Origin of the sequence: Pseudomonas soli, assembly GCF_900110655.1 — a bacterium.
In the GTDB taxonomy this organism is placed as follows: domain Bacteria; phylum Pseudomonadota; class Gammaproteobacteria; order Pseudomonadales; family Pseudomonadaceae; genus Aquipseudomonas; species Aquipseudomonas soli.
The window spans coordinates 571,423-590,869 of record NZ_FOEQ01000002.1 but is presented as its reverse complement, the minus strand read 5'-3'; the positions used below and the strand labels follow the sequence as shown (position 1 = coordinate 590,869).

Annotated in this window: 19 protein-coding genes and 1 tRNA gene; 13 read left to right on the top strand and 7 right to left on the bottom strand. The window is 65.6% G+C overall.

Features of this window, described 5'->3' with window-relative positions; genetic code table 11:
* Position 1 precedes the first annotated feature (1 nt).
* Positions 2-77: transfer RNA gene (locus tag BMY03_RS07290), tRNA-Gly, on the top strand.
* Positions 78-323: 246 nt separating this feature from the next.
* Positions 324-548, top strand: a complete 225-nt coding sequence (locus tag BMY03_RS07285) for a hypothetical protein (RefSeq protein WP_023630022.1) — start codon at positions 324-326, stop codon at positions 546-548.
* A gap of 68 nt (positions 549-616) precedes the next feature.
* Here BMY03_RS07285 and BMY03_RS07280 read toward each other — a convergent pair whose 3' ends face one another.
* The 4 genes from BMY03_RS07280 to BMY03_RS07265 all read right to left on the bottom strand — a co-directional run bounded on the left by BMY03_RS07280 (position 617) and on the right by BMY03_RS07265 (position 4,274).
* Positions 617-1,027 (bottom strand): PA2817 family protein, encoded by a 411-nt coding sequence (locus tag BMY03_RS07280; protein ID WP_023630023.1) that lies wholly within the window; start codon positions 1,025-1,027, stop codon positions 617-619.
* Between the two features lie 118 nt (positions 1,028-1,145).
* Positions 1,146-3,593 carry an acyl-CoA dehydrogenase gene (locus tag BMY03_RS07275; RefSeq protein ID WP_094010660.1) on the bottom strand — a complete coding sequence of 816 codons (2,448 nt, stop codon included), beginning with the start codon at positions 3,591-3,593 and terminating at the stop codon, positions 1,146-1,148.
* Between the two features lie 205 nt (positions 3,594-3,798).
* Positions 3,799-4,038 carry a DUF3077 domain-containing protein gene (locus tag BMY03_RS07270; protein WP_023631455.1) on the bottom strand — a complete coding sequence of 80 codons (240 nt, stop codon included), beginning with the start codon at positions 4,036-4,038 and terminating at the stop codon, positions 3,799-3,801.
* Positions 4,035-4,274 (bottom strand): hypothetical protein, encoded by a 240-nt coding sequence (locus tag BMY03_RS07265; protein ID WP_023631456.1) that lies wholly within the window; start codon positions 4,272-4,274, stop codon positions 4,035-4,037. Before BMY03_RS07265 ends, BMY03_RS07270 begins: the two co-directional genes overlap by 4 nt.
* 401 nt (positions 4,275-4,675) lie before the next feature.
* On the opposite strand from BMY03_RS07265, the gene BMY03_RS07260 reads away from it, so the two are divergent.
* The 3 genes from BMY03_RS07260 to BMY03_RS07250 all read left to right on the top strand — a co-directional run bounded on the left by BMY03_RS07260 (position 4,676) and on the right by BMY03_RS07250 (position 7,141).
* Positions 4,676-5,299, top strand: a complete 624-nt coding sequence (locus BMY03_RS07260; RefSeq protein WP_094010659.1) for a glutathione S-transferase — start codon at positions 4,676-4,678, stop codon at positions 5,297-5,299.
* Between the two features lie 133 nt (positions 5,300-5,432).
* Positions 5,433-6,365 (top strand): ABC transporter ATP-binding protein, encoded by a 933-nt coding sequence (locus BMY03_RS07255; RefSeq protein WP_023631458.1) that lies wholly within the window; start codon positions 5,433-5,435, stop codon positions 6,363-6,365.
* Entirely contained in the window at positions 6,362-7,141 is a 780-nt protein-coding gene (locus tag BMY03_RS07250) for an ABC transporter permease (protein WP_023631459.1), read from the top strand. The genes BMY03_RS07255 and BMY03_RS07250 overlap by 4 nt, the downstream gene beginning before the upstream one ends.
* Here BMY03_RS07250 and BMY03_RS07245 read toward each other — a convergent pair.
* Positions 7,025-7,672 (bottom strand): DUF2062 domain-containing protein, encoded by a 648-nt coding sequence (locus BMY03_RS07245; protein ID WP_123902457.1) that lies wholly within the window; start codon positions 7,670-7,672, stop codon positions 7,025-7,027. The genes BMY03_RS07250 and BMY03_RS07245 overlap by 117 nt on opposite strands.
* A 144-nt stretch (positions 7,673-7,816) precedes the next feature.
* On the opposite strand from BMY03_RS07245, the gene BMY03_RS07240 reads away from it, so the two are divergent.
* The 8 genes from BMY03_RS07240 (at position 7,817) to murB (ending at position 14,681) form a co-directional block, all read left to right on the top strand.
* Positions 7,817-10,027 (top strand): DNA internalization-related competence protein ComEC/Rec2, encoded by a 2,211-nt coding sequence (locus BMY03_RS07240; protein ID WP_094010658.1) that lies wholly within the window; start codon positions 7,817-7,819, stop codon positions 10,025-10,027.
* A 117-nt stretch (positions 10,028-10,144) separates the two neighbouring features.
* The gene (locus BMY03_RS07235) at positions 10,145-10,780 is read left to right on the top strand and encodes a MotA/TolQ/ExbB proton channel family protein (RefSeq protein ID WP_031315993.1); all 636 of its coding nucleotides are present in this window, start codon (positions 10,145-10,147) and stop codon (positions 10,778-10,780) included.
* Entirely contained in the window at positions 10,777-11,211 is a 435-nt protein-coding gene (locus BMY03_RS07230; RefSeq protein ID WP_023632003.1) for an ExbD/TolR family protein, read from the top strand. The genes BMY03_RS07235 and BMY03_RS07230 overlap by 4 nt, the downstream gene beginning before the upstream one ends.
* Entirely contained in the window at positions 11,211-12,221 is a 1,011-nt protein-coding gene (gene lpxK, locus BMY03_RS07225) for a tetraacyldisaccharide 4'-kinase (protein ID WP_094010657.1), read from the top strand. Before BMY03_RS07230 ends, lpxK begins: the two co-directional genes overlap by 1 nt.
* 33 nt (positions 12,222-12,254) lie before the next feature.
* On the top strand, positions 12,255-12,440 hold the full coding sequence (locus BMY03_RS07220; RefSeq protein WP_003247142.1) for a Trm112 family protein: 186 nt from the start codon (positions 12,255-12,257) through the stop codon (positions 12,438-12,440).
* Positions 12,437-13,201: a 3-deoxy-manno-octulosonate cytidylyltransferase gene (kdsB, locus tag BMY03_RS07215; protein ID WP_094010656.1), complete on the top strand. Its 765-nt coding sequence runs from the start codon at positions 12,437-12,439 to the stop codon at positions 13,199-13,201. Before BMY03_RS07220 ends, kdsB begins: the two co-directional genes overlap by 4 nt.
* Positions 13,201-13,665 (top strand): low molecular weight protein-tyrosine-phosphatase, encoded by a 465-nt coding sequence (locus BMY03_RS07210; RefSeq protein WP_038705674.1) that lies wholly within the window; start codon positions 13,201-13,203, stop codon positions 13,663-13,665. The genes kdsB and BMY03_RS07210 overlap by 1 nt, the downstream gene beginning before the upstream one ends.
* Positions 13,662-14,681: a UDP-N-acetylmuramate dehydrogenase gene (murB, locus tag BMY03_RS07205; protein ID WP_094010655.1), complete on the top strand. Its 1,020-nt coding sequence runs from the start codon at positions 13,662-13,664 to the stop codon at positions 14,679-14,681. The genes BMY03_RS07210 and murB overlap by 4 nt, the downstream gene beginning before the upstream one ends.
* Positions 14,682-14,731: 50 nt before the next feature.
* Here the strand turns inward: murB and BMY03_RS07200 are convergent, their stop codons facing one another.
* Together BMY03_RS07200 and rne are read right to left on the bottom strand one after the other, a co-directional pair.
* The gene (locus tag BMY03_RS07200) at positions 14,732-15,598 is read right to left on the bottom strand and encodes an EndoS/ChiA family endoglycosidase (RefSeq protein WP_094010654.1); all 867 of its coding nucleotides are present in this window, start codon (positions 15,596-15,598) and stop codon (positions 14,732-14,734) included.
* Between the two features lie 151 nt (positions 15,599-15,749).
* Positions 15,750-18,965 carry a ribonuclease E gene (gene rne, locus BMY03_RS07195; RefSeq protein WP_094010653.1) on the bottom strand — a complete coding sequence of 1,072 codons (3,216 nt, stop codon included), beginning with the start codon at positions 18,963-18,965 and terminating at the stop codon, positions 15,750-15,752.
* Between the last annotated feature and the right edge of the window lie 482 nt (positions 18,966-19,447).

The following is a 19,447-nucleotide window of genomic DNA, read 5'->3' as shown; positions in this document are numbered from 1 at the left end:
TGCGGGAATAGCTCAGTTGGTAGAGCACGACCTTGCCAAGGTCGGGGTCGCGAGTTCGAGTCTCGTTTCCCGCTCCAAATTGAAAACGCCACTTCGTTTGAAGTGGCGTTTTTTTTTTGCTCGTATGGTTGGTTTTTGGGGCGAGCTGGCTCGGCATGCCTATCAATTTTACTAGTTGGCTAATGTCGTCTGGAGGCGTACAACGGCATGATGCTACTCGTTACGAGCCCGATGTTCGTTCGGACTCGCTCCATCAGTTTACTCTGTCAGGGGGGAATGTTGGGCGCACCTGATTCCATTCTCCCTTGAACAAGGAAGGAGCAATGACCGTGACGATCGGAAAGACGGATTTGGAAGTCCAGCTGGAGATATGTAAACGGGCGGTCGATGCGTGGAGGCGTTATGAAGAAAGTAAAGGGCAGCACCCCCCTTCGCAGGTACAGCGACTTCGACTGGAAGCCGAGTTCTTATTTTCTTCGGCGCATCATTTTTTTGGGGGCAAGGCTAGTATTTCCCCTGACTTGCTAGATCGTGATTTGTCAGAGTGAGTTCACTTGCCCTGCTATGGCGATTGGGGTTCCCGGCCCAGATCAGGCCGGGATGCATCTATACCAGATCAGTGAATATCACCCTGAGCAGGTTTGGCTAGCAGTTGCTTTTCTTGATGCCAATCAAACGCTTCACCGCTCTGCTCTGCTTCGTACCGGCGCTCTTCTAGCGTCTGGTAAAGCTCCAGCTCTTCATCCGGCATGAAGTGCAGGCAATCGCCACCAAAGAACCACAACAAATCACGCGGCACCAGGTGGGCGATCTGCGGATAGCGCTGGATCACCTGGCAGATCAGGTCCTGGCCCAGGTACTGGCTTTGCAGCGGGTCCTGCGGCAGCAGGGTGAGCAGTTCGTCGAAGCGCTCGAGGAACAGGGCGTGGCTTTCCTCCGGAACCTGTTCGGCTTCACCCAGCGCGGCCAGGATGGTACGCAGGTGGTGGAGCAGTTGCAGGTGGTATTCCAGGTGGGGGTTGGCCATGGCGGCGCTCCTCGGTGGTTGAAACGGGGGGCGGAGTATACGCCGGTTGGGCGAGGGAGGCACCCGGCCTTTTCGCCGGCAAGCCGGCGAAAGGGCCGCACAGCGACCCGTCGTCCTATCAGCGAATCTTGCCTGTCACAGGCTCCAGTTGCGCCTTGTCGAACGCATCCACATCAATCACCACCCGGCGTGCCTGCTCGGCTTGATGCAGGCGCTGGCCTTCCTCCGCTTGCAGCACACCCGCTTCGATGGCGGCGTCGATCACCGATTGCCCGGCTGCCGCCTGCACCTTGCCTTCCTTGACCGCCTGATGCAGCGCCTTGTGTAAGGGGGCCGCATCGTCCAGCAGGTCACAGGCCGTCTGTAGCGCGGCCACCGGGTCGCCTTCGGCCTGAGGCCTGAAGCAGCCCTCCAGCACTGCTTCGAGCGCCGGGTCGCCTTTGCGCCGGCCGATCAAGGCGGCCACCTCGGCATCCAGCTCATCGCTCGGACCGCTATGCCTGCGGCCAAATGGGAACACCAGCACGCGCAGGGCGCAGCCGATGAAGCGGTTGGGGAAGTTGTCGAGCAGCGCGGCGAGCGCCTTTTCCGCCTGGCCCAGGTTTTCCTCCATTGCCCAGCGCAACAACGGGCGCAGGTGCTCGGGCGAGCCCAGGTCGTGGTAGCGCTTGAGCGCGGCGCTGGACAGGTAGAGGTAGCTGAGTACATCGCCCAGTCGGGCGCTCAGGCGCTCGCGGCGCTTGAGCGCACCGCCCAGCAGCATCATCGACAGGTCGGCCAGCAAAGCGAAGGCCGCCGCCTGGCGGTTGAGGGCGCGGAAATAGCCCTGGCTCAGGGCGTCGCCCGGGACCTTCTCGAAATGCCCCAGGCCCAGACCCAGCACCAGGGTGCTGGCGGCGTTGCCGGCGGCGAACAGGATGTGCTGCATCAGCAGGTCGTCGAACTCTTTGAGCGCCTGGTCATGGTCCTCGCGCCCGGCCAGGGCCATTTCCCTGAGCACGAACGGGTGGCAGCGGATGGCGCCCTGGCCAAAGATCATCAGGTTGCGCGAGAGAATGTTGGCGCCCTCGACGGTGATGAAGATCGGCGCGCCTTGCCAGTTACGCCCCAGGTAGTTGTTCGGGCCCATGATGATGCCCTTGCCGCCGTGCACGTCCATGGCGTGCTGGATGCATTCGCGACCGCGCTCGGTGAGGTGGTACTTGAGGATCGCCGACAGCACCGAGGGTTTTTCGCCCAGGTCCACGGCCTGGGCGGTGAGCAGGCGGGCGCTGTCCATCAGCCAGGCGTTGCCGCCGATGCGCGCCAGCGACTCCTGGATGCCCTCGAAGGCGGCCAGTGGCACGTTGAACTGTTCGCGCACGCGGGCGTACTGGCCGGTGACCAGGCTGGTGTACTTGGCCGCGCCGGTGCCGACCGCGGGCAGGGAGATGGAGCGGCCCACCGACAGGCAGTTCATCAGCATCATCCAGCCCTTGCCGAGCATTTCCTGGCCGCCGATCAGGCAGTCCAGCGGCACGAACACATCCTTGCCGCTGTTGGGCCCGTTCATGAACGCCGCGCCCAGGGGCAGGTGGCGCTGGCCGATCTCCACGCCCGGCAGGTCGGTGGGGATCAGCGCCAGGCTGATGCCCAGCTCGGCCTGTTCACCCAACAGGTGCTCGGGGTCGTAGGCCTTGAAGGCCAGGCCGAGCAGGGTGGCTACCGGGCCGAGGGTGATGTAGCGCTTCTCCCAGTTCAGGCGCAGGCCGATGACTTCCTCGCCTTGCCACTGGCCTTTGCAGATGACGCCGGTGTCGGGCATGGCGCCGGCGTCGGAGCCGGCCAGGGGGCCTGTGAGGGCGAAGCAGGGGATGTCGTCGCCGCGGGCCAGGCGCGGCAGGTAGTGGTTGCGTTGCGCCTCGGTGCCGTAGTGCAGCAGCAGCTCGGCCGGGCCCAGGGAGTTGGGCACCATCACCGTGGAGGCCAGGTCGCCGCTGCGGGTGGCCAGTTTCATCGCCACCTGCGAGTGGGCGTAGGCCGAGAAGCCCTTGCCGCCGTATTCCTTGGGGATGATCAGGGCGAAGAAGCCGTGCTGCTTGATGAAATCCCAGGCCTGCGGCGGCAGGTCGAGGTCCTGGCCGATCTGCCAGTCGCTGACCATGGCGCACAGTTGCTTCGTGGGGCCGTCGATGAAGGCCTGTTCTTCCTCGCTGAGCTTGGGCGCGGGGTAGTCGAGCAGGGTGTCCCAGTCGGGGCGGCCGCTGAACAGGTGGCCGTCCCACCACACGGTGCCGGCATCGATGGCTTCGCGCTCGGTGGGCGACATCGGCGGCAGGACGCGCTGGAACCAGCCGAACATCGGTGCGGTGAACAGTTTACGGCGCAGCTCCGGCAGGGCGAAGAAGGCCGCCTTGACGGCGATCACCACCCAGATCAGCGCCAGCAGCCAGCCTGGCGCGGTGCTGAAGATGCCCATCAGCAGGGTATAGGCGGCGATGGCCGCGAGGATCTGCAGGGGCGCCAGGCGCCGGTGCAGGAGATACGCGGCGCCAAGCACCAGGACCAGCAACCACAACAGCAACATGATTCTTCCTCCTTGGAAGCGAGCGTTAGGCCAACCCAAAGAGCTTAGACGCGCCGGGGTGGATGGCCTGCCTAGGAAATGACAGGGCGGGGCGCTGGGAGTTCGGTGGGGAATGTCATGCAGTCATCGCGGGGCAAGCCCGCTCCCACGCCAGATATGCAATGTGGGCGTGGGCGCGGGCCTGCCCCGCGATGCGGTCATCAGATTATCTGGCGCGATTCAACCCCAGCTCCATGTCGTCGATCAGCGCCTTGGCCATGGCGCTGAGGATGCGCGCCGAGCTGCCGGCCAGCAGGTCGCCCTCCATTTCCGCTTCGCAGGTCAGGTGGCGAATGCAGCCGAGCAGCACCGACAGCTCGCTGAAGGCATCCTCGAAGGTAACGCCCGGCTCGATCTTGAACAGGTCCAGGCAGGTGGTGCGGCCTGCGGTATGGCCGCGGCTCATGGCTGCACCTGTGGCTTGTGCTCGAGCAGGGCGCAGGCGAGCTGACCGAGGTAGTCGCTGGCGGTGAACAGGCGGTCCTGGGTTTCGCCGGGCTTGGTCTTGAAGTAGATATCGAGGACGTCGGAAATGGCGGTGGCCACTTCGACGGCGGCGGACATGGCTTCTTCGCGGGTGAGGGTGGGGCGGATGCTGATGAAGGGGGCGAGGCGGGGTGGGTCTGGGACGATTTTTTTCATGGTAGAGCTTCCTTGTGGTTACGAGTACACCACCACCCGCATCCTTTCTCACGAGATCAAGGTGGCAGCCATGTACGGGGTGAGAAATCCGGGCCACAAGGTAAACCCGGCCAGACCGAGGTCTGCCCGCACACGGCCACCATGACGGAGGCGCGTTACCGTTGTGGGAATCGGGTTTCTCACACCCGGTCACCAAATGTGGCGACCCGGTGAAGTTATCCCTGGGGTATTTCCCCGACAACGCGGCGGCTTCCGGCAAGCGCGTAGGATAGTTCCCAAGCTTTGCTGGCTGAAGCATTTGGTTTCAGGTTCGGAAATATCTGACAGATCGCGGGGGCCGCTGGCACCGCTCACCGCTTGGAGTAGACTGTCCCACCTCCCGCATTCATAAGGACGTTGCCATGCTGAAGATCTGGGGCCGCAAGAATTCGAGCAATGTGCGCAAGGCGTTGTGGATCGCCCACGAGCTGGGCCTGGACTTTGAGTCCATCGATGCCGGCGGCGCCTTCGGCGTGGTCAACGAACCGCACTACCGGGCCCTGAACCCCAACGGCCTGGTGCCCATGCTCGAAGACGGCGATCTGGTGCTGTGGGAGTCCAACACCATCGTGCGCTACCTGTGCGCCGAGTACGGCGCAGAGCAGGGCTGGTACCTGAACGACCCGCGCCAGCGCGCCCTGGCGGACAAGTGGATGGACTGGACCACCTCGTCCTTCGCCGGCCCCTTCCGCCCGCTGTTCTGGGGCCTGCTGCGCACCCCCGAGGACCAGCGCGACTGGGTGGCGATCAACGCCGCGCACAAGCAATGCGCCCAGTTGCTGGCCATTGCCGACGAGACCCTGGCCAAGCAGCCGTACCTCTCGGGCGAGCAGATCGGCATGGGCGACATCCCCCTGGGCAGCTTCATCTACGCCTGGTTCGAAATGCCGATTGAACGCCCGGCCATGTATCACCTCGAAGCCTGGTACGAGCGCCTCAAGCAACGCCCGGCCTACCAGGCGGCGGTGATGACCGCCCTGACGTGACGCCACTTCGATAGTCACTATCGATACATGTGACTGTACTTGTGCGGCCGGGCCTTGCACCATGGCCGCACTCACTGCGCCAGTGTCTTTGCCTGGCGTGTCCCGAACCTTTTTCATCGGTACCTGACCCGCCATGAGTTCCGCCCTGTCCATTCGACAGCTGACCAAGACCTACGGCAACGGCTTCCAGGCCCTCAAGGGCATCGACCTGGATGTTGCCGAAGGCGACTTCTTCGCCTTGCTCGGCCCCAATGGCGCCGGCAAGTCCACCACCATCGGCATTCTCTCGACCCTGGTGAACAAGACCAGCGGCACGGTCAACGTGTTCGGCAACGACCTGGACCGCTCGCCCGCGGCGCTCAAGCGCTGCCTGGGCGTGGTGCCCCAAGAGTTCAACTTCAACCAGTTCGAGAAGACCTTCGATATCGTAGTTACCCAGGCCGGCTACTACGGCATCCCGCCCAAGGTGGCCAAGGAGCGCGCCGAGCAGTACCTCACGCAACTGGGCCTGTGGGACAAGCGCGACGTGCCTTCGCGCTCGCTGTCCGGCGGCATGAAGCGCCGGCTGATGATCGCCCGGGCGCTGATCCACGAGCCGCGCCTGCTGATCCTCGACGAGCCGACTGCGGGGGTGGACATCGAGCTGCGCCGTTCGATGTGGAGCTTCCTCACCGAGCTCAACCAGAAAGGCATCACCATCATCCTCACCACCCACTACCTCGAAGAGGCCGAGCAGCTGTGCCGCAACATCGGCATCATCGACCACGGCACCATCGTCGAGAACACCAGCATGCGCCAGCTGCTGGGCAAGCTGCATGTCGAGACCTTCGTCCTTGACCTGCGCCACGACCTGCCCGCCGCGCCCGAGCTGCAGGGCTACCCGTGCCGGCTGATCACCCCGCACACGCTGGAGGTGCAGGTGGACAAGGACATTGGCATCACCGCGCTGTTCGGCCAGCTGGCGCTGCAGAACATCGAGGTGCAGAGCCTGCGCAACAAGACCAACCGACTCGAGGAGCTGTTCGTGTCCCTGGTGGAAAAGAACCTGTCGAAGGTGGCCATATGAGTGTGGAACTGCGCACCAACTGGGTCGCCCTGAACACCATCGTCTACCGCGAAGTGCGGCGCTTCCTGCGTATCTGGCCGCAGACCCTGCTGCCGCCGGCGATCACCATGGTCCTGTACTTCGTGATCTTCGGTAACCTGATCGGCCGGCAGATCGGCGACATGGGTGGCTTCACCTACATGGAGTACATCGTGCCGGGGCTGATCATGATGTCGGTGATCACCAACTCTTACGGCAACGTGGTATCGAGCTTCTTCGGCAGCAAGTTCCAGCGCTCCATCGAGGAACTGATGGTGTCACCGGTGTCGCCGCACACCATCCTGGTCGGCTATGTGTTGGGTGGCGTGTTGCGCGGCTTGGCGGTGGGGGTGATCGTGACCTTCCTGTCGCTGTTCTTTACCCATTTGCAGGTGCATCACCTGGGGGTGACCGTCATCGTGGTGTTGCTGACCGCGACCATCTTCTCGCTGCTGGGCTTCGTCAACGCGGTGTTCGCCCGCAACTTCGACGATATCTCGATCATCCCGACCTTCGTGCTGACACCGCTGACCTACCTGGGCGGGGTGTTCTACTCGATCAACCTGCTGCCGCCGTTCTGGCAGACCGTATCGCTGGCAAACCCGGTGCTGCACATGGTCAACTCGTTCCGCTACGGCATCCTAGGGGTGTCGGATATCAGTATTGGCACGGCGATCAGCTTCATGCTGGTGGCCACCGCGGTGCTCTACGTGCTGTGCGTGCGCCTGCTGGTCAGCGGCCGCGGCATGCGCGCCTGAGCCCGGGTTGGGGTTGGCAGCGCAGCGACACTGGCGCCGGCGCCACTGCCGGCCCACCCACCAGCGCCAGTAGCCCATGGTGGTGAAGTAGGCGAGCACGCCCAGCACCACCCCGCACACCACCGAGCCGAGCAGGAACGGTTGCCAGATCGACGCCAGCTGCTCGGTGACCCAGTCGACGGTGATCGACTCGGGCAGCGTGCGTGGCGGTACCTGCAGCAGCCAGGCACCGGTCATGTAGGTGACGAAGAACACCGGCGGCATGGTCAGTGGGTTGGTCAGCCACACCAGGCTCACCGCGATCGGCAGGTTGCCGCGCACGGGAATGGCCAGCGCGGCGGCCAGCAGCATTTGCATGGGGATGGGAATGAGCGCGGCGAACAGGCCGACGCCCATGGCCCGCGCCACCGAATGGCGATTCAGGTGCCAGAGGTTGGGGTCGTGCAGCAGCTTGCCGAAGAAGCGTAAGGATTTATGTTCGCGGATGCTGGTCGGGTCCGGCATGTAGCGTTTGAACAGACGGCGCGGCATGTGGGCTCCCGGCAGGGTTGAAGGGCGTCAGTATGCCCTGATTGAAACGCAGCCTCGTTCAGAGTTTGTGACAATTGATTAGCAGGTTTTCCCCGCCAATCGGCTAAGCCTCAGGGGTCGTGATCGCTTCTGGAGCTCTATCTCATGCGCACAGGGATGCTGGCGCTGGTGCTCGGGCTGTTGAGCCTGCGCTTTTTGCCCGTTTTGCCGCCGGTCGGGTGGCTGATTCCGTTGCTGTTGCTGGCCTTGGCCTGTCTGCGCACGCGGATCTGGCCGCTGGGCTGGTTCGTGCTGGGTGGCTGTTGGGCCTGCTGGTCGGCGCAGCAGGCGCTGGATGATCGCCTGGCCCCGGCGCTGGATGGCCGCACACTGTGGTTGGAGGGGCGGGTGGTGGGGCTGCCGACCCGCACGGAGCGCGGCGTGCGTTTCGAGCTGGAGCATGCTGAGTCGCGCCGGGCGCAATTGCCCAGGCGCCTGCAACTTAGCTGGTTTGCCGGGCCTGAATTGCGCGCCGGTGAGCGTTGGCGCCTGGTGGTGAACCTGCGCCAGCCCCATGGGCTGCTCAACCCCCATGGCCCGGACCGCGAAGCATTGTTGTTGGCCCGGGGTATCGGCGCCACTGGCTCGGTCAAGGCCGGCGAGCAGGTCGGGCAGGCTGCGGTGCATTGGCGCGATGCCGTGCGCCAGCGGTTGATGAACGTGGATGCCCATGGGCGCGAGGCGGCGCTGACGGCCCTGGTGCTGGGCGACGGCGCCGGGCTGGCACGCGAGGATTGGCAGACCCTGCAGGCCACCGGCACGGTGCACCTGCTGGTGATCTCTGGCCAGCATATCGGGCTGTTGGCCGGGCTGGTGTACGGCCTGGTCGCGGGCCTGGCGCGGCTGGGCGCCTGGCCATCGCGCTGGCCGTGGCTGCCCTGGGCTTGTGGCCTGGCCATGGCCGCGGCATTGGGCTACGGCTGGCTGGCCGGCTTCGGCGTGCCGGTGCAACGGGCCTGCCTGATGCTGGCGGTGGTGTTGCTCTGGCGCCTGCGCTTCAGGCACCTGGGGGCAGCCTTGCCGCTGCTGTTGGCGTTGTCGGGGGTGTTGCTGATCAATCCATTGGCCAGTCTGCTGCCGGGTTTCTGGCTGTCATTTGCCGCGGTTGGCGTGCTGGTGCTGTGCTTCTCTGCCCGGCTCGGCGCCTGGCGGCCCTGGCAGGCCTGGAGCCGCGCCCAGTGGGTAATCGCCGTGGGCCTGTTGCCGGTGCTGCTGGCGCTGGGGCTGCCGGTCAGCCTGACGGCGCCGCTGGCCAACCTGCTGGCGGTGCCCTGGATCAGTTTCGCGGTTTTGCCGCTGGCCTTGCTTGGTACGGCGGCGTTGCCGGTGGCTGGGGTGGGGGAGGGGCTGCTGTGGCTGGCGGGGCTTTCGCTGGAGGGGCTGTTTCGCCTGCTGGCGCAGCTTGCGGGGCAGTTGCCTGCATGGCTGCCCGAACCGTTGCCGCTGTGGGCCTGGCTGTTGGTCGCGCTGGGCGCGCTGTTGGTGCTGCTGCCTCGGGGCGTGCCGTTGCGTTTGCCGGGCGCGGTGATGCTGCTGGCCTTGTGGGCGCCGCGCGAGGAGGTGCCCCATGGGCAGGTGCAGGTGTGGCAGCTGGATGTCGGCCAGGGCCTGGCGGTGCTGCTGCGTACCCGTCATCACGCGCTGTTGTACGACGCCGGGCCTGCGCATGGGGACAGCGACCTGGGCGAGAGCGTGGTGCTGCCGACCTTGCGCAGGTTGGGGGTCAGGCACCTCGACCTGATGCTGGTCAGCCACGGTCACGCCGATCATGCCGGCGGGGCGGCGGCGGTGCGCCGGGGGCTGGCGGTGACGCGGGTGCTGGCCGGGGAGGTTGCCGGGCTTGCGCCTGCCGCGCTGTGCGAAAGTGGTGAGCACTGGCGCTGGGATGGGGTCGATTTCGAGCTGTGGCATTGGCCGCAAGGCACGTCCAGCAACGACCGTTCCTGCGTGCTGCGGGTGGTGGCCAATGGCGAGCGCCTGCTGCTGGCCGGCGACATGGAGGCCGCGGCGGAGCGGGCTTGGCTGGCGGCCAGCGAGGATCCGCGTATCGACTGGCTGCAGGCGCCGCACCATGGCAGCCGCACGTCGTCCACCGAACCGTTCATCAAGGCGCTGGCGCCGCGCGGGGTGATGATTTCGCGGGGGAGGAACAACGGTTTCGGGCATCCGCATGCGCAGGTGATCGAGCGCTATCGGCGCCATGGGGTGCAGGTGCATGACACGGCGCTGGCGGGCGCGCTGGAGTTGCGCCTGGGGCGCCAGGGTGCGGTGGTGGAGGGGCGTGCGCAGCGCAGGTTCTGGCGCGAAGGCGAATGACGCTATCGCGGGGCAAGCCCACGTTGCCATGCGGTGGGCGATTCCCTGACCTCCGGCAGATGAGCCCCAGGCGCTCCTATGGTAGAGTGGCGGCCTTTTTCCGAGGGGATGCTTACTGTGTGGGAATTGGTCAAGTCCGGTGGCTGGATGATGCTGCCGATCATCCTGAGCTCCATCGTTGCCATGGCGATCGTCGTCGAGCGTCTATGGACCTTGCGCGCCAGCCGTGTCAGCCCACCGCACTTGCTGGGCCAGGTGTGGATGTGGATCAAGGACAAGCAGCTCACCAGTGACAAGCTCAAGGCCCTGCGCGCCGATTCGCCGCTGGGCGAGATCCTCGCCGCGGGCCTGGCCAACTCGCGCCATGGTCGCGAGATCATGAAGGAGTGCATCGAAGAGGCAGCCTCGCGGGTCATCCACGAGCTGGAGCGCTACATCGGCACCCTCGGCACCATCGCCGCCATGGCCCCGCTGCTGGGCCTGCTGGGCACCGTGCTGGGCATGATCGACATCTTCAGCGCCTTCATGGGCTCGCAGATGACCGCTAACGCCGCGGTACTGGCCGGCGGTATTTCCAAGGCCCTGGTCACCACCGCGGCCGGCCTGATGGTCGGTATCCCGGCGGTGTTCTTCCACCGCTTCCTGCTGCGCCGCATCGATGAACTGGTGGTGGGCATGGAGCAGGAGGCGATCAAGCTGGTCGAGGTGCTGCAGGGCGACCGCGAAGTGGAAGTGGCCGGAGGCAAGGCGTGAAGTTCCGGCGCAATCGCCAGCGCGAGAACGTCGACATCAACCTGGCGTCGTTGATCGACGTGGTGTTCGTGCTGCTCCTGTTCTTCGTGGTCACCACCACCTTCACCCGCGAGACCCAGCTGCGTGTCGAGCTCCCTGAAGCAAGCAGTGCCGCGCCCGCGCAGCCCGATGATGGCAAGCTGATCGAAGTCACCATCAGTGCCGACGGCGTGTATTCGGTGAACAACCACCTGCTGCCCAAGAGCGACCTGGCCACCCTGACCGAAGCCATCGAGAAGGAGTCCGGCGGTGACATCACCCTGCCGCTGGCGATCAGCGCCGATGGCAAGACCCCGCACCAGGCAGTGATCACCGCAATGGATGCGGCCGGCAAGCTCGGCTTCAGCAAGTTGCGCATGACCACCGTCGAGGCCGCGCAGGGCAATCCCTGATGGCCTTCGCCGACCGTCTGCTCGCCGCCTGGTATGCCGGGCACCCGGCGCTGGCCCTGCTGCGCCCGCTGGAGGCGCTGTATCGTCGCGTCGTGACGCGCAAGCGTGCGCGCTTTCTCAGCGGCATCAGCCCCAGCTACCGCGCCCCGGTGCCCGTGATCGTGGTGGGCAATATCACCGTGGGCGGTACCGGCAAGACACCGATGATCCTCTGGCTGATCGAGCACTGCCGCCGGCAGGGGCTGAAGGTCGGCGTGGTCAGCCGTGGCTACGGCGCCAAGCCGCCGCAGTATCCCTGGCGTGTCGCCGCCGACCAGCTCGCCGATCAGGCCGGCGACGAGCCTTTGCTGATCGTCCAGCGCACCGGCGTGCCGCTGCTGATCGACCCCGACCGCTCCCGTGCCGTGCAGGCACTGCTGGCCAGCGATGCGCCGGACCTGATCCTGTGCGACGACGGCATGCAGCATTACCGCCTGGCCCGCGACCTGGAGCTGGTGCTGATCGACGCCGCCCGTGGCCTGGGCAACCGTCGCTGCCTGCCGGCCGGCCCGTTGCGCGAGCCCGCCGAGCGCCTGGCCGAGGCCGACGCGGTGCTGTTCAACGGTGCCGAGGCTGACCGCGACGGCGGCTTTGCCTTCCGCCTGCAGCCTTCGGCGCTGATCAACCTGCGCAGCGGCGAGCGCCGCGAGCTCGACCTGTTTCCCGCTGGTCAGGCGCTGCACGCCGTGGCCGGCATTGGCAACCCGCAACGTTTCTTCAACACCCTGCTGGGGCTAAACTGGCAGCCGGTGCCGCACCCCTTTGCCGACCATGCGCCGTACAGCCGCGAAGTGCTGTCGTTCAGCCCGCCGCTGCCGTTGGTGATGACCGAGAAGGATGCGGTGAAATGCCGGCCGTTCGCTGCCGACGACTGGTGGTACCTGGCGGTCGATGCCGTACCCTCGCAGGCGTTCGTCGCCTGGTTCGACGCCGAGCTCGATCACCTGCTGCCTGGCCGCCCCCGGCCCTGAGCCTTTTTCAATTTCCGTTTCAAGGAAGCTCCCATGGACACCAAACTGCTCGATATCCTGGCCTGCCCGATCACCAAGGGCCCGCTCAAGCTCAGCGCCGACAAGACCGAGCTGATCAGCAAGGGCGCGGGCCTGGCCTATCCGATTCGCGATGGCATCCCGGTGATGCTGGAAAGCGAGGCGCGCACCCTGACCGACGACGAGCGCCTGGACAAATGAGCCTGGACTTCACCGTGGTGATCCCCGCCAGGCTGCGCTCCACGCGCCTGCCGGGCAAGCCGCTGCTGGCGATCGCCGGCAAGCCGATGGTCCAGCATGTGTGGGAGCAGGCGCGCAAGAGCGGCGCCAGCCGCGTGGTCATTGCCACCGACGATGCCAGCATCGTCGAGGCCTGCCAGGCGTTCGGCGCCGAAGTGCTGCTGACCCGCGCCGACCACGAGTCGGGCACCGACCGCCTGGCCGAAGTGGCTGCCCAGCTGGGCCTGGCCGCCGATGCCATCGTGGTCAACGTGCAGGGTGACGAGCCGCTGATTCCGCCGGTGATCATCGACCAGGTGGCGGCCAACCTCGCCGCGCACCCCGAGGCCGGCATCGCCACTTTGGCCGAGCCGATCCACGCGCCGCAAACCATCTTCAACCCTAACGCGGTGAAGGTGGTCAGCGACAAGAACGGCCTGGCCCTGACCTTCAGCCGCGCCCCGTTGCCATGGGCCCGCGACGCGTTTGCCAAGGACCGTGAGCGCATGCCCGAAGGCGTTCCTTACCGCCGCCATATCGGCATGTACGCCTACCGCGTGGGCTTCCTTCAGGACTTCGTCGCCTGGGGCCCATGCTGGCTGGAGCAGACCGAGTCGCTGGAGCAGCTGCGTGCCCTGTGGCACGGCGTGCGCATCCACGTTGCCGATGCCATCGAGGCTCCGGCCGTGGGCGTGGATACCCCTGAAGACCTGGAGCGCGTACGGCGCTTGCTGGAGGCCTGATGCGCGTTCTGTTCGTCTGCCTCGGCAATATCTGCCGCTCGCCGACTGCCGAAGGCGTGCTGCGCCATCAGCTCGAGGCCGCCGGCCTCGGTGACGTGGTGCACGTCGCCTCCGCCGGTACCGGCGACTGGCATGTCGGCAAGGCGCCCGACAGCCGTACCTGCAAGGCCGCGCTGGCCCGCGGCTACGACCTGTCGCGCCAGCGCGCCCAGCAGGTCAAGGCGGCGCATTTCGCCGAGTACGACCTGGTCCTGGCCATGGACAAGAGCAACCTCGGCAACCTGCAGGCCCTGCGCCCGCACAACGCCACGGGCGAGCTCGACCTGTTCCTGCGCCGTTATGGCGCGGCCCTGGACGAAGTGCCTGACCCTTACTACGGCGGTGCCGAAGGTTTCGAGCAGGTCCTGGACCTGATCGAAGCGGCCTGCCGTGAGCTGGTCGTGGAAATCAAGGGGCGGTTATGACGGCGAACTGGCAGGAGCGGGTATCGCTCAAGCCCTACAACACTTTCGGCATCGACGTCAGTGCCCGTTATTTCACCCAGGCCCATGACGACGACGAGGCCCGCCAGGCACTGGCCCAGGCCGCCGAGCGGCAGGTGCCGGTGCTGGTCATTGGCGGTGGCAGCAACCTGCTGCTGTCCCGCGATGTCGACGCCCTGGTGCTGCATATGGCCAGCCGTGGGCGGCGCCTGCTCAGCGATGACGGCGAGCGTGTGGTGGTCGAGGCCGAGGCCGGCGAGCCCTGGCATCCGTTCGTGCAGTGGAGCCTCGACCAGGGGCTGTGCGGGCTGGAGAACCTCAGCCTGATCCCCGGCACCGTCGGCGCTGCGCCGATGCAGAACGTCGGCGCCTATGGCGTGGAGATCAAGGATGTGTTCGCCGGCTTGACCGCGCTGGACCGCGAGACCGGCGAGCTGCGTGACTTCTCGCTGGAGGCGTGCGGTTTCGGCTATCGCGACAGCCTGTTCAAGCGCAATCCGGGCCGCTGGCTGATCCTGCGCGTGCGCTTTGCGCTGAGCCGGTCGTTGCAGGCGCACCTGGACTACGGCCCGGTGCGTCAGCGCCTGGCGGAGCAGGGTGTCGAGCAGCCGACCGCGCAGGCGATCAGCGATGCGATCTGCAGTATCCGTCGGGAAAAGCTGCCAGATCCGGCTGAACTGGGTAACGCCGGGAGCTTCTTCAAGAATCCTGTGGTGCCTGCTGCGTTGGCCGAGCGCATTCGTGCCGAGTATCCTGGCGTGGTGGCGTATCCGCAGGCCGACGGCCAGGTGAAGCTGGCGGCCGGCTGGTTGATCGAGCAGGCGGGGTGGAAGGGGTATCGCGATGGCGATGCCGGTGTGCACCGTTTGCAATCGCTGGTGCTGGTCAACTACGGCCAGGCGAGTGGGGCGCAGTTGCATGGGCTGGCGCAGCGGATCCAGGCGGATATCCTTGAGCGCTTTGGGGTCGAGCTGGAGATGGAGCCGAACCTGTACTGATGGGCTGGCCCTATCATGCAGCAGCCCCGTGAGCACTCCGAAAGCCTCGCCTAGCGCGACGGGGCAATGCGGAGCACTCTGGCCAGCCAGTTGCGCAAAACCGTTTGCCAGGCCCGACGTCGGCGCGGGGCCATCGCTGCCTTGAGGTGCTTGGTCCAGGCAAAGTTCGTGGGTTGCAAGGTGTCATCACCTTCTTTTACGCCGTCACGGTCTACTGCGTAGGAGAAAATCCCGGCCTTGGGTCCTTGAGTTGGTGTCCAGGCAGCGTAGGCGTGGGCCGTGCTGCTCTCGAGGGGGTCACGTACGTCCCCCCAGCGAGTTCCTCTTTCCTCATAGAAGGAAAATCCAACCATAAACCGGGAGGGCGGCAAGAAGTCCTTGAACATACGATCGTAATGCCCTTGCACCCGGGCAGGAGTCTGGCCGTATGCCTGGAACAGGATGTAGTTCAGCTGGGGGGCCAGTGCGCGTATCAAGGCGACATCGCCGTTCTCGGTCGTGTCGAAGACAAACAGCCTTTCCTGTCCCAGCAAAGTGCGCAACTCTCTGGAAACGGCTTCTGCCTGCTTGCGCTGGGCTTCGTTCAAGGTGTGCTCGATATCGATATCCAGGCCATCCAGGCCAGGGGTGGAGGTGAAGAAGCGTGTGAAGATATCGTTCGCGCTGGCACCGGGCTTGATCAGTTCATCAATGGCGATGGTGCGGACAATCTTGGTCTCTCGGGCATGCAGAGCCGGAATGATTTGTGAGTGCAGGGCTTCCCAGTACCGGGGAGGCTCATTGCCGTCGGGAAACACAAAGGCGATATCCACTTCTGCGGGTAGGTCGCGCATGGATACCTTGTTGTCCGGGTCGCCCGTGGCAATGTCCCGCCACGAGCGAAAGTAGCAACCCATGATGTCTTGTCGATCACTCATTGCAGCTCTCCTGACTGGTGACGCGACGATAGCATCTCGGTCTTCGACGCTCAGCTGGCAAAAATGCTAGGTAATCCCGGAGCCATATCCTGCAAAAAGAAAAAGCCCCGCCAGTTCGCACTGGCGGGGCTTTCTCATTCAGCCGAGGCTATCAGCCGTGATGAGGTTTGTGCTCATCGGCGGTTTCCAGCGCTTGCGCAGGGGCGGCTTCGGCAGCGGCCTGGGCGGCAGCGGCGGCTGCAGCTTCGGCTTCGCGCTTGCGGCGACGCACTTCACGTGGGTCGTTCGGGGCGCGGCCGTTGGCCAGCATCGCCGAAGGCGCTTCGACCGGGGCCGGTGCTTCCTCGGGCACCTGCTCGGCAACGATCGGCGCAGGCTCGGCGGCAGGTGCTTCAGCCACTTCCGGCTGGGCCTCGACCACTGGCTCGACGACCGCTACAGGCTGCTCGGCTACCGGGGCTTCGACCACAGTGGCTTCGACTACCTGCGGCTGCTCGATTTCACCGGCTTCCACGGCAGGGGCTTGCAGCGCCTCGGCGACGACGGCAGGCTGCTCGGCAGGGGCTTCTTCGACCACTGGCTGCGGCGCTACTTCGACCACCGGTTCGATGCTCGGCTCGACGGCGACCACTGGCTCGCTGACCGGTTGCTCGACCACCGGGGCGATGGCGACCTGCTCGGCCACGACCTCGGTGATTTCCACCTGGGTTTCGGCGACAGCGGCGCTGGCGCGCTCAGCCTGCTGGTTGGCTTGGGCTTCGGCATCGGCGCTGATGTTGCTGGTGGCAACGGCGGCGATGACGGCAGTGCCGGCGGCCAGTTCAGCGCCCAGCTCGGTGGCCTGGTGCTGTTGTGGCTGCTGCTCTTCGCCGGCGTCTTCGTCGCCTTCGATCAGCTCGCCATTGGCGTTGCGCTGGCGTTCACGACGGTTGCTGCGACGACGCTGGCCACGGGAGCGGCGGCGCGGACGCTCGCCATCGGTGCCTTCCTGCTCGTCCTGCAGCAGCTCGTCGTTCGGCAGTTGCTCTTCGGCGAGCTCGGCGGCCTGTTCGACGGCCTGCGCCTCAGGGCGCAGCTGGCGCTCTTCGCGCGGAGCGCGTTCTTCACGTGGCGCACGCTCTTCACGAGGGGCGCGTTCTTCACGCGGTGCACGCTCTTCACGTGGTGCGCGTTCTTCACGCGGTGCACGCTCTTCACGTGGTGCGCGTTCTTCACGCGGCGCGCGCTCTTCGCGAGGGGCGCGTTCTTCACGTGGTGCACGCTCTTCACGGGCTACACGTTCCTCACGTGGCGCACGCTCTTCACGCGGGGCGCGTTCTTCGCGGGCGGCCGGGGCCGGTGCGGCATCCAGGGGCTCACGCAGTTCGCGCACGCGCTCTTCACGGTTGCCACGGCGGTCTTCGCGCGGCTGGCGCTGACGCTCTTCGCGTGGGGCGCGTTCTTCACGTGGTGCACGCTCTTCGCGTGGCTGGCGCTCTTCACGCGGGGCGCGCTCGCTGCGTTCTTCACGCGGCTTGCGGTCTTCCTCGCGGCGGCCATTGCGGTTGCGGCTCTGCTGGCGACCGTTGCGGCGCTCCTCGTTGCGTGGCGAACGCTCCGTGGCCGGTTTTTCGGTGGTGACGGCCGGTGCGGCGGCAGGCTCTTCCTTGCCGGCGAACAGGCTGACCAGCGACTTGACCAGGCCCTTGAACAGGCTTGGCTCCGGTACGCTAGGCGCCGGTGCCACGGGTGCGGCTGGCTGCTCTTCGACAGCGGCCGGTACCGGTGCGTTGGCGCGGGCCGGTGCGGTCTTCACCGCGGCTTCCTGGCGTACCAGGGTGCGGGTGGCGGTCGGCAGCGGCGCTTCTTCGGTTTCGGCCGAGGCGATTTCGTAGCTGGACTGGTTGTTCAGCACGTCCGGGTTGTCGTCGCGCAGGCGCTGGACTTCGAAATGCGGGGTTTCCAGGTGGTCGTTCGGCAGGATGATGATGCGCGCGCGAGTGCGCAGCTCGATCTTGGTGATCGAGTTGCGTTTCTCGTTGAGCAGGAAGGCGGCCACCGGGATCGGTACCTGGGCGCGCACCTCGGCGGTGCGGTCCTTCAGGGCTTCTTCCTCGATCAGGCGCAGGATCGCCAGCGACAGCGACTCGACGTCACGGATGATGCCGGTACCCGAGCAGCGCGGGCAGACGATGCCGCTGCTCTCGCCCAGCGATGGGCGCAGGCGCTGGCGGGACATTTCCAGCAGGCCGAAGCGCGAGATGCGGCCGACCTGCACGCGGGCGCGGTCGGCCTCGAGGCATTCGCGCACGCGTTCTTCGACGGCGCGCTGGTTCTTCGCCGGGGTCATGTCGATGAAGTCGATGACGATCAGGCCGCCGATGTCACGCAGGCGCAGCTGGCGGGCGATCTCTTCGGCCGCTTCCAGGTTGGTCTGCAGGGCGGTTTCCTCGATGTCGCTGCCCTTGGTGGCGCGCGCCGAGTTGATGTCGATGGAAACCAGGGCTTCGGTTGGGTCGATCACGATCGAGCCGCCGGACGGCAGGTCGACGACGCGCTGGAAGGCGGTCTCGATCTGGCTTTCGATCTGGAAGCGGTTGAACAGCGGCACGCTGTCTTCGTACAGCTTGACCTTGCTGGCGTACTGCGGCATCACCTGGCGGATGAAGGTCAGGGCTTCTTCCTGGGCGTCGATGCTGTCGATCAGCACTTCGCCGATGTCCTGGCGCAGGTAGTCGCGGATGGCGCGGATGATGACGTTGCTTTCCTGGTAGATCAGGAACGGCGCGGTACGGTCCAGCGAGGCTTCCTTGATGGCGGTCCACAGCTGCAGCAGGTAGTCGAGGTCCCACTGCATTTCTTCGCTGCTGCGGCCAAGGCCCGCGGTACGTACGATCAGGCCCATGTCGCCCGGAACGGTCAGGCCGTTCAGTGCTTCACGCAGCTCGTTGCGCTCTTCGCCTTCGATGCGGCGGGAGATGCCGCCGGCGCGCGGGTTGTTGGGCATCAGCACCAGGTAGCGGCCGGCCAGGCTGATGAAGGTGGTCAGGGCGGCGCCTTTGTTGCCGCGCTCTTCCTTCTCGACCTGGACGATGACTTCCTGGCCTTCGCTCAGGACTTCCTTGATGTTGACCCGGCCTTCAGGGGCTTTCTTGAAGTATTCGCGGGAGATTTCCTTCAGCGGCAGGAAGCCGTGACGTTCGGAGCCGAAGTCGACGAAGGCGGCTTCAAGGCTGGGCTCGATCCGGGTGATCTTGCCTTTGTAGATGTTGGCCTTTTTCTGCTCACGAGCACCGGACTCGATGTCCAGGTCGTAGAGGCGTTGGCCGTCCACCAGGGCTACACGCAACTCTTCGGGTTGAGTTGCGTTAATCAGCATTCTTTTCATGTTGTACCGTCGGTTTCCGGGCTGCCGGAAACGGCGTTCGGCACACACGATTTTTCATGATCGGTGCCAAGGTGCGCAAAGGGTGGCGAACCACCCCCGTGTCTGACGACGTTCGGCACCAGCCGGTTGCCCAGCCTGCCGTTGTCGCGACGACGCGTCCTGTTTTGCGGTGCCAAAAGACCTGTCGAGCTTTTCGAAGGTTATCCGAATCAATCGAGCGGGCCTGGTGCACTCAGTCAGGAGGAGGAATCAACCGGTCGTCCGTGGATGCCACGAGGGCGTCTGTTCAGGACCTTGCCCGCTCATCGCCCGTTGAGTGGGGCGCTGGGTCGGGTTCGGTGCCACACGGTCCGAAGGCTGTGCATCTCCACCCTGCACGTATCCCTGAAAATTCGGTGCTGCCGCGCGCTGAATCCGCAACGGGTTGCATTTTTCGCCAGCCCGGTTCCGGGCTGGCGCCATGACATATCCAAGGCAGGTAT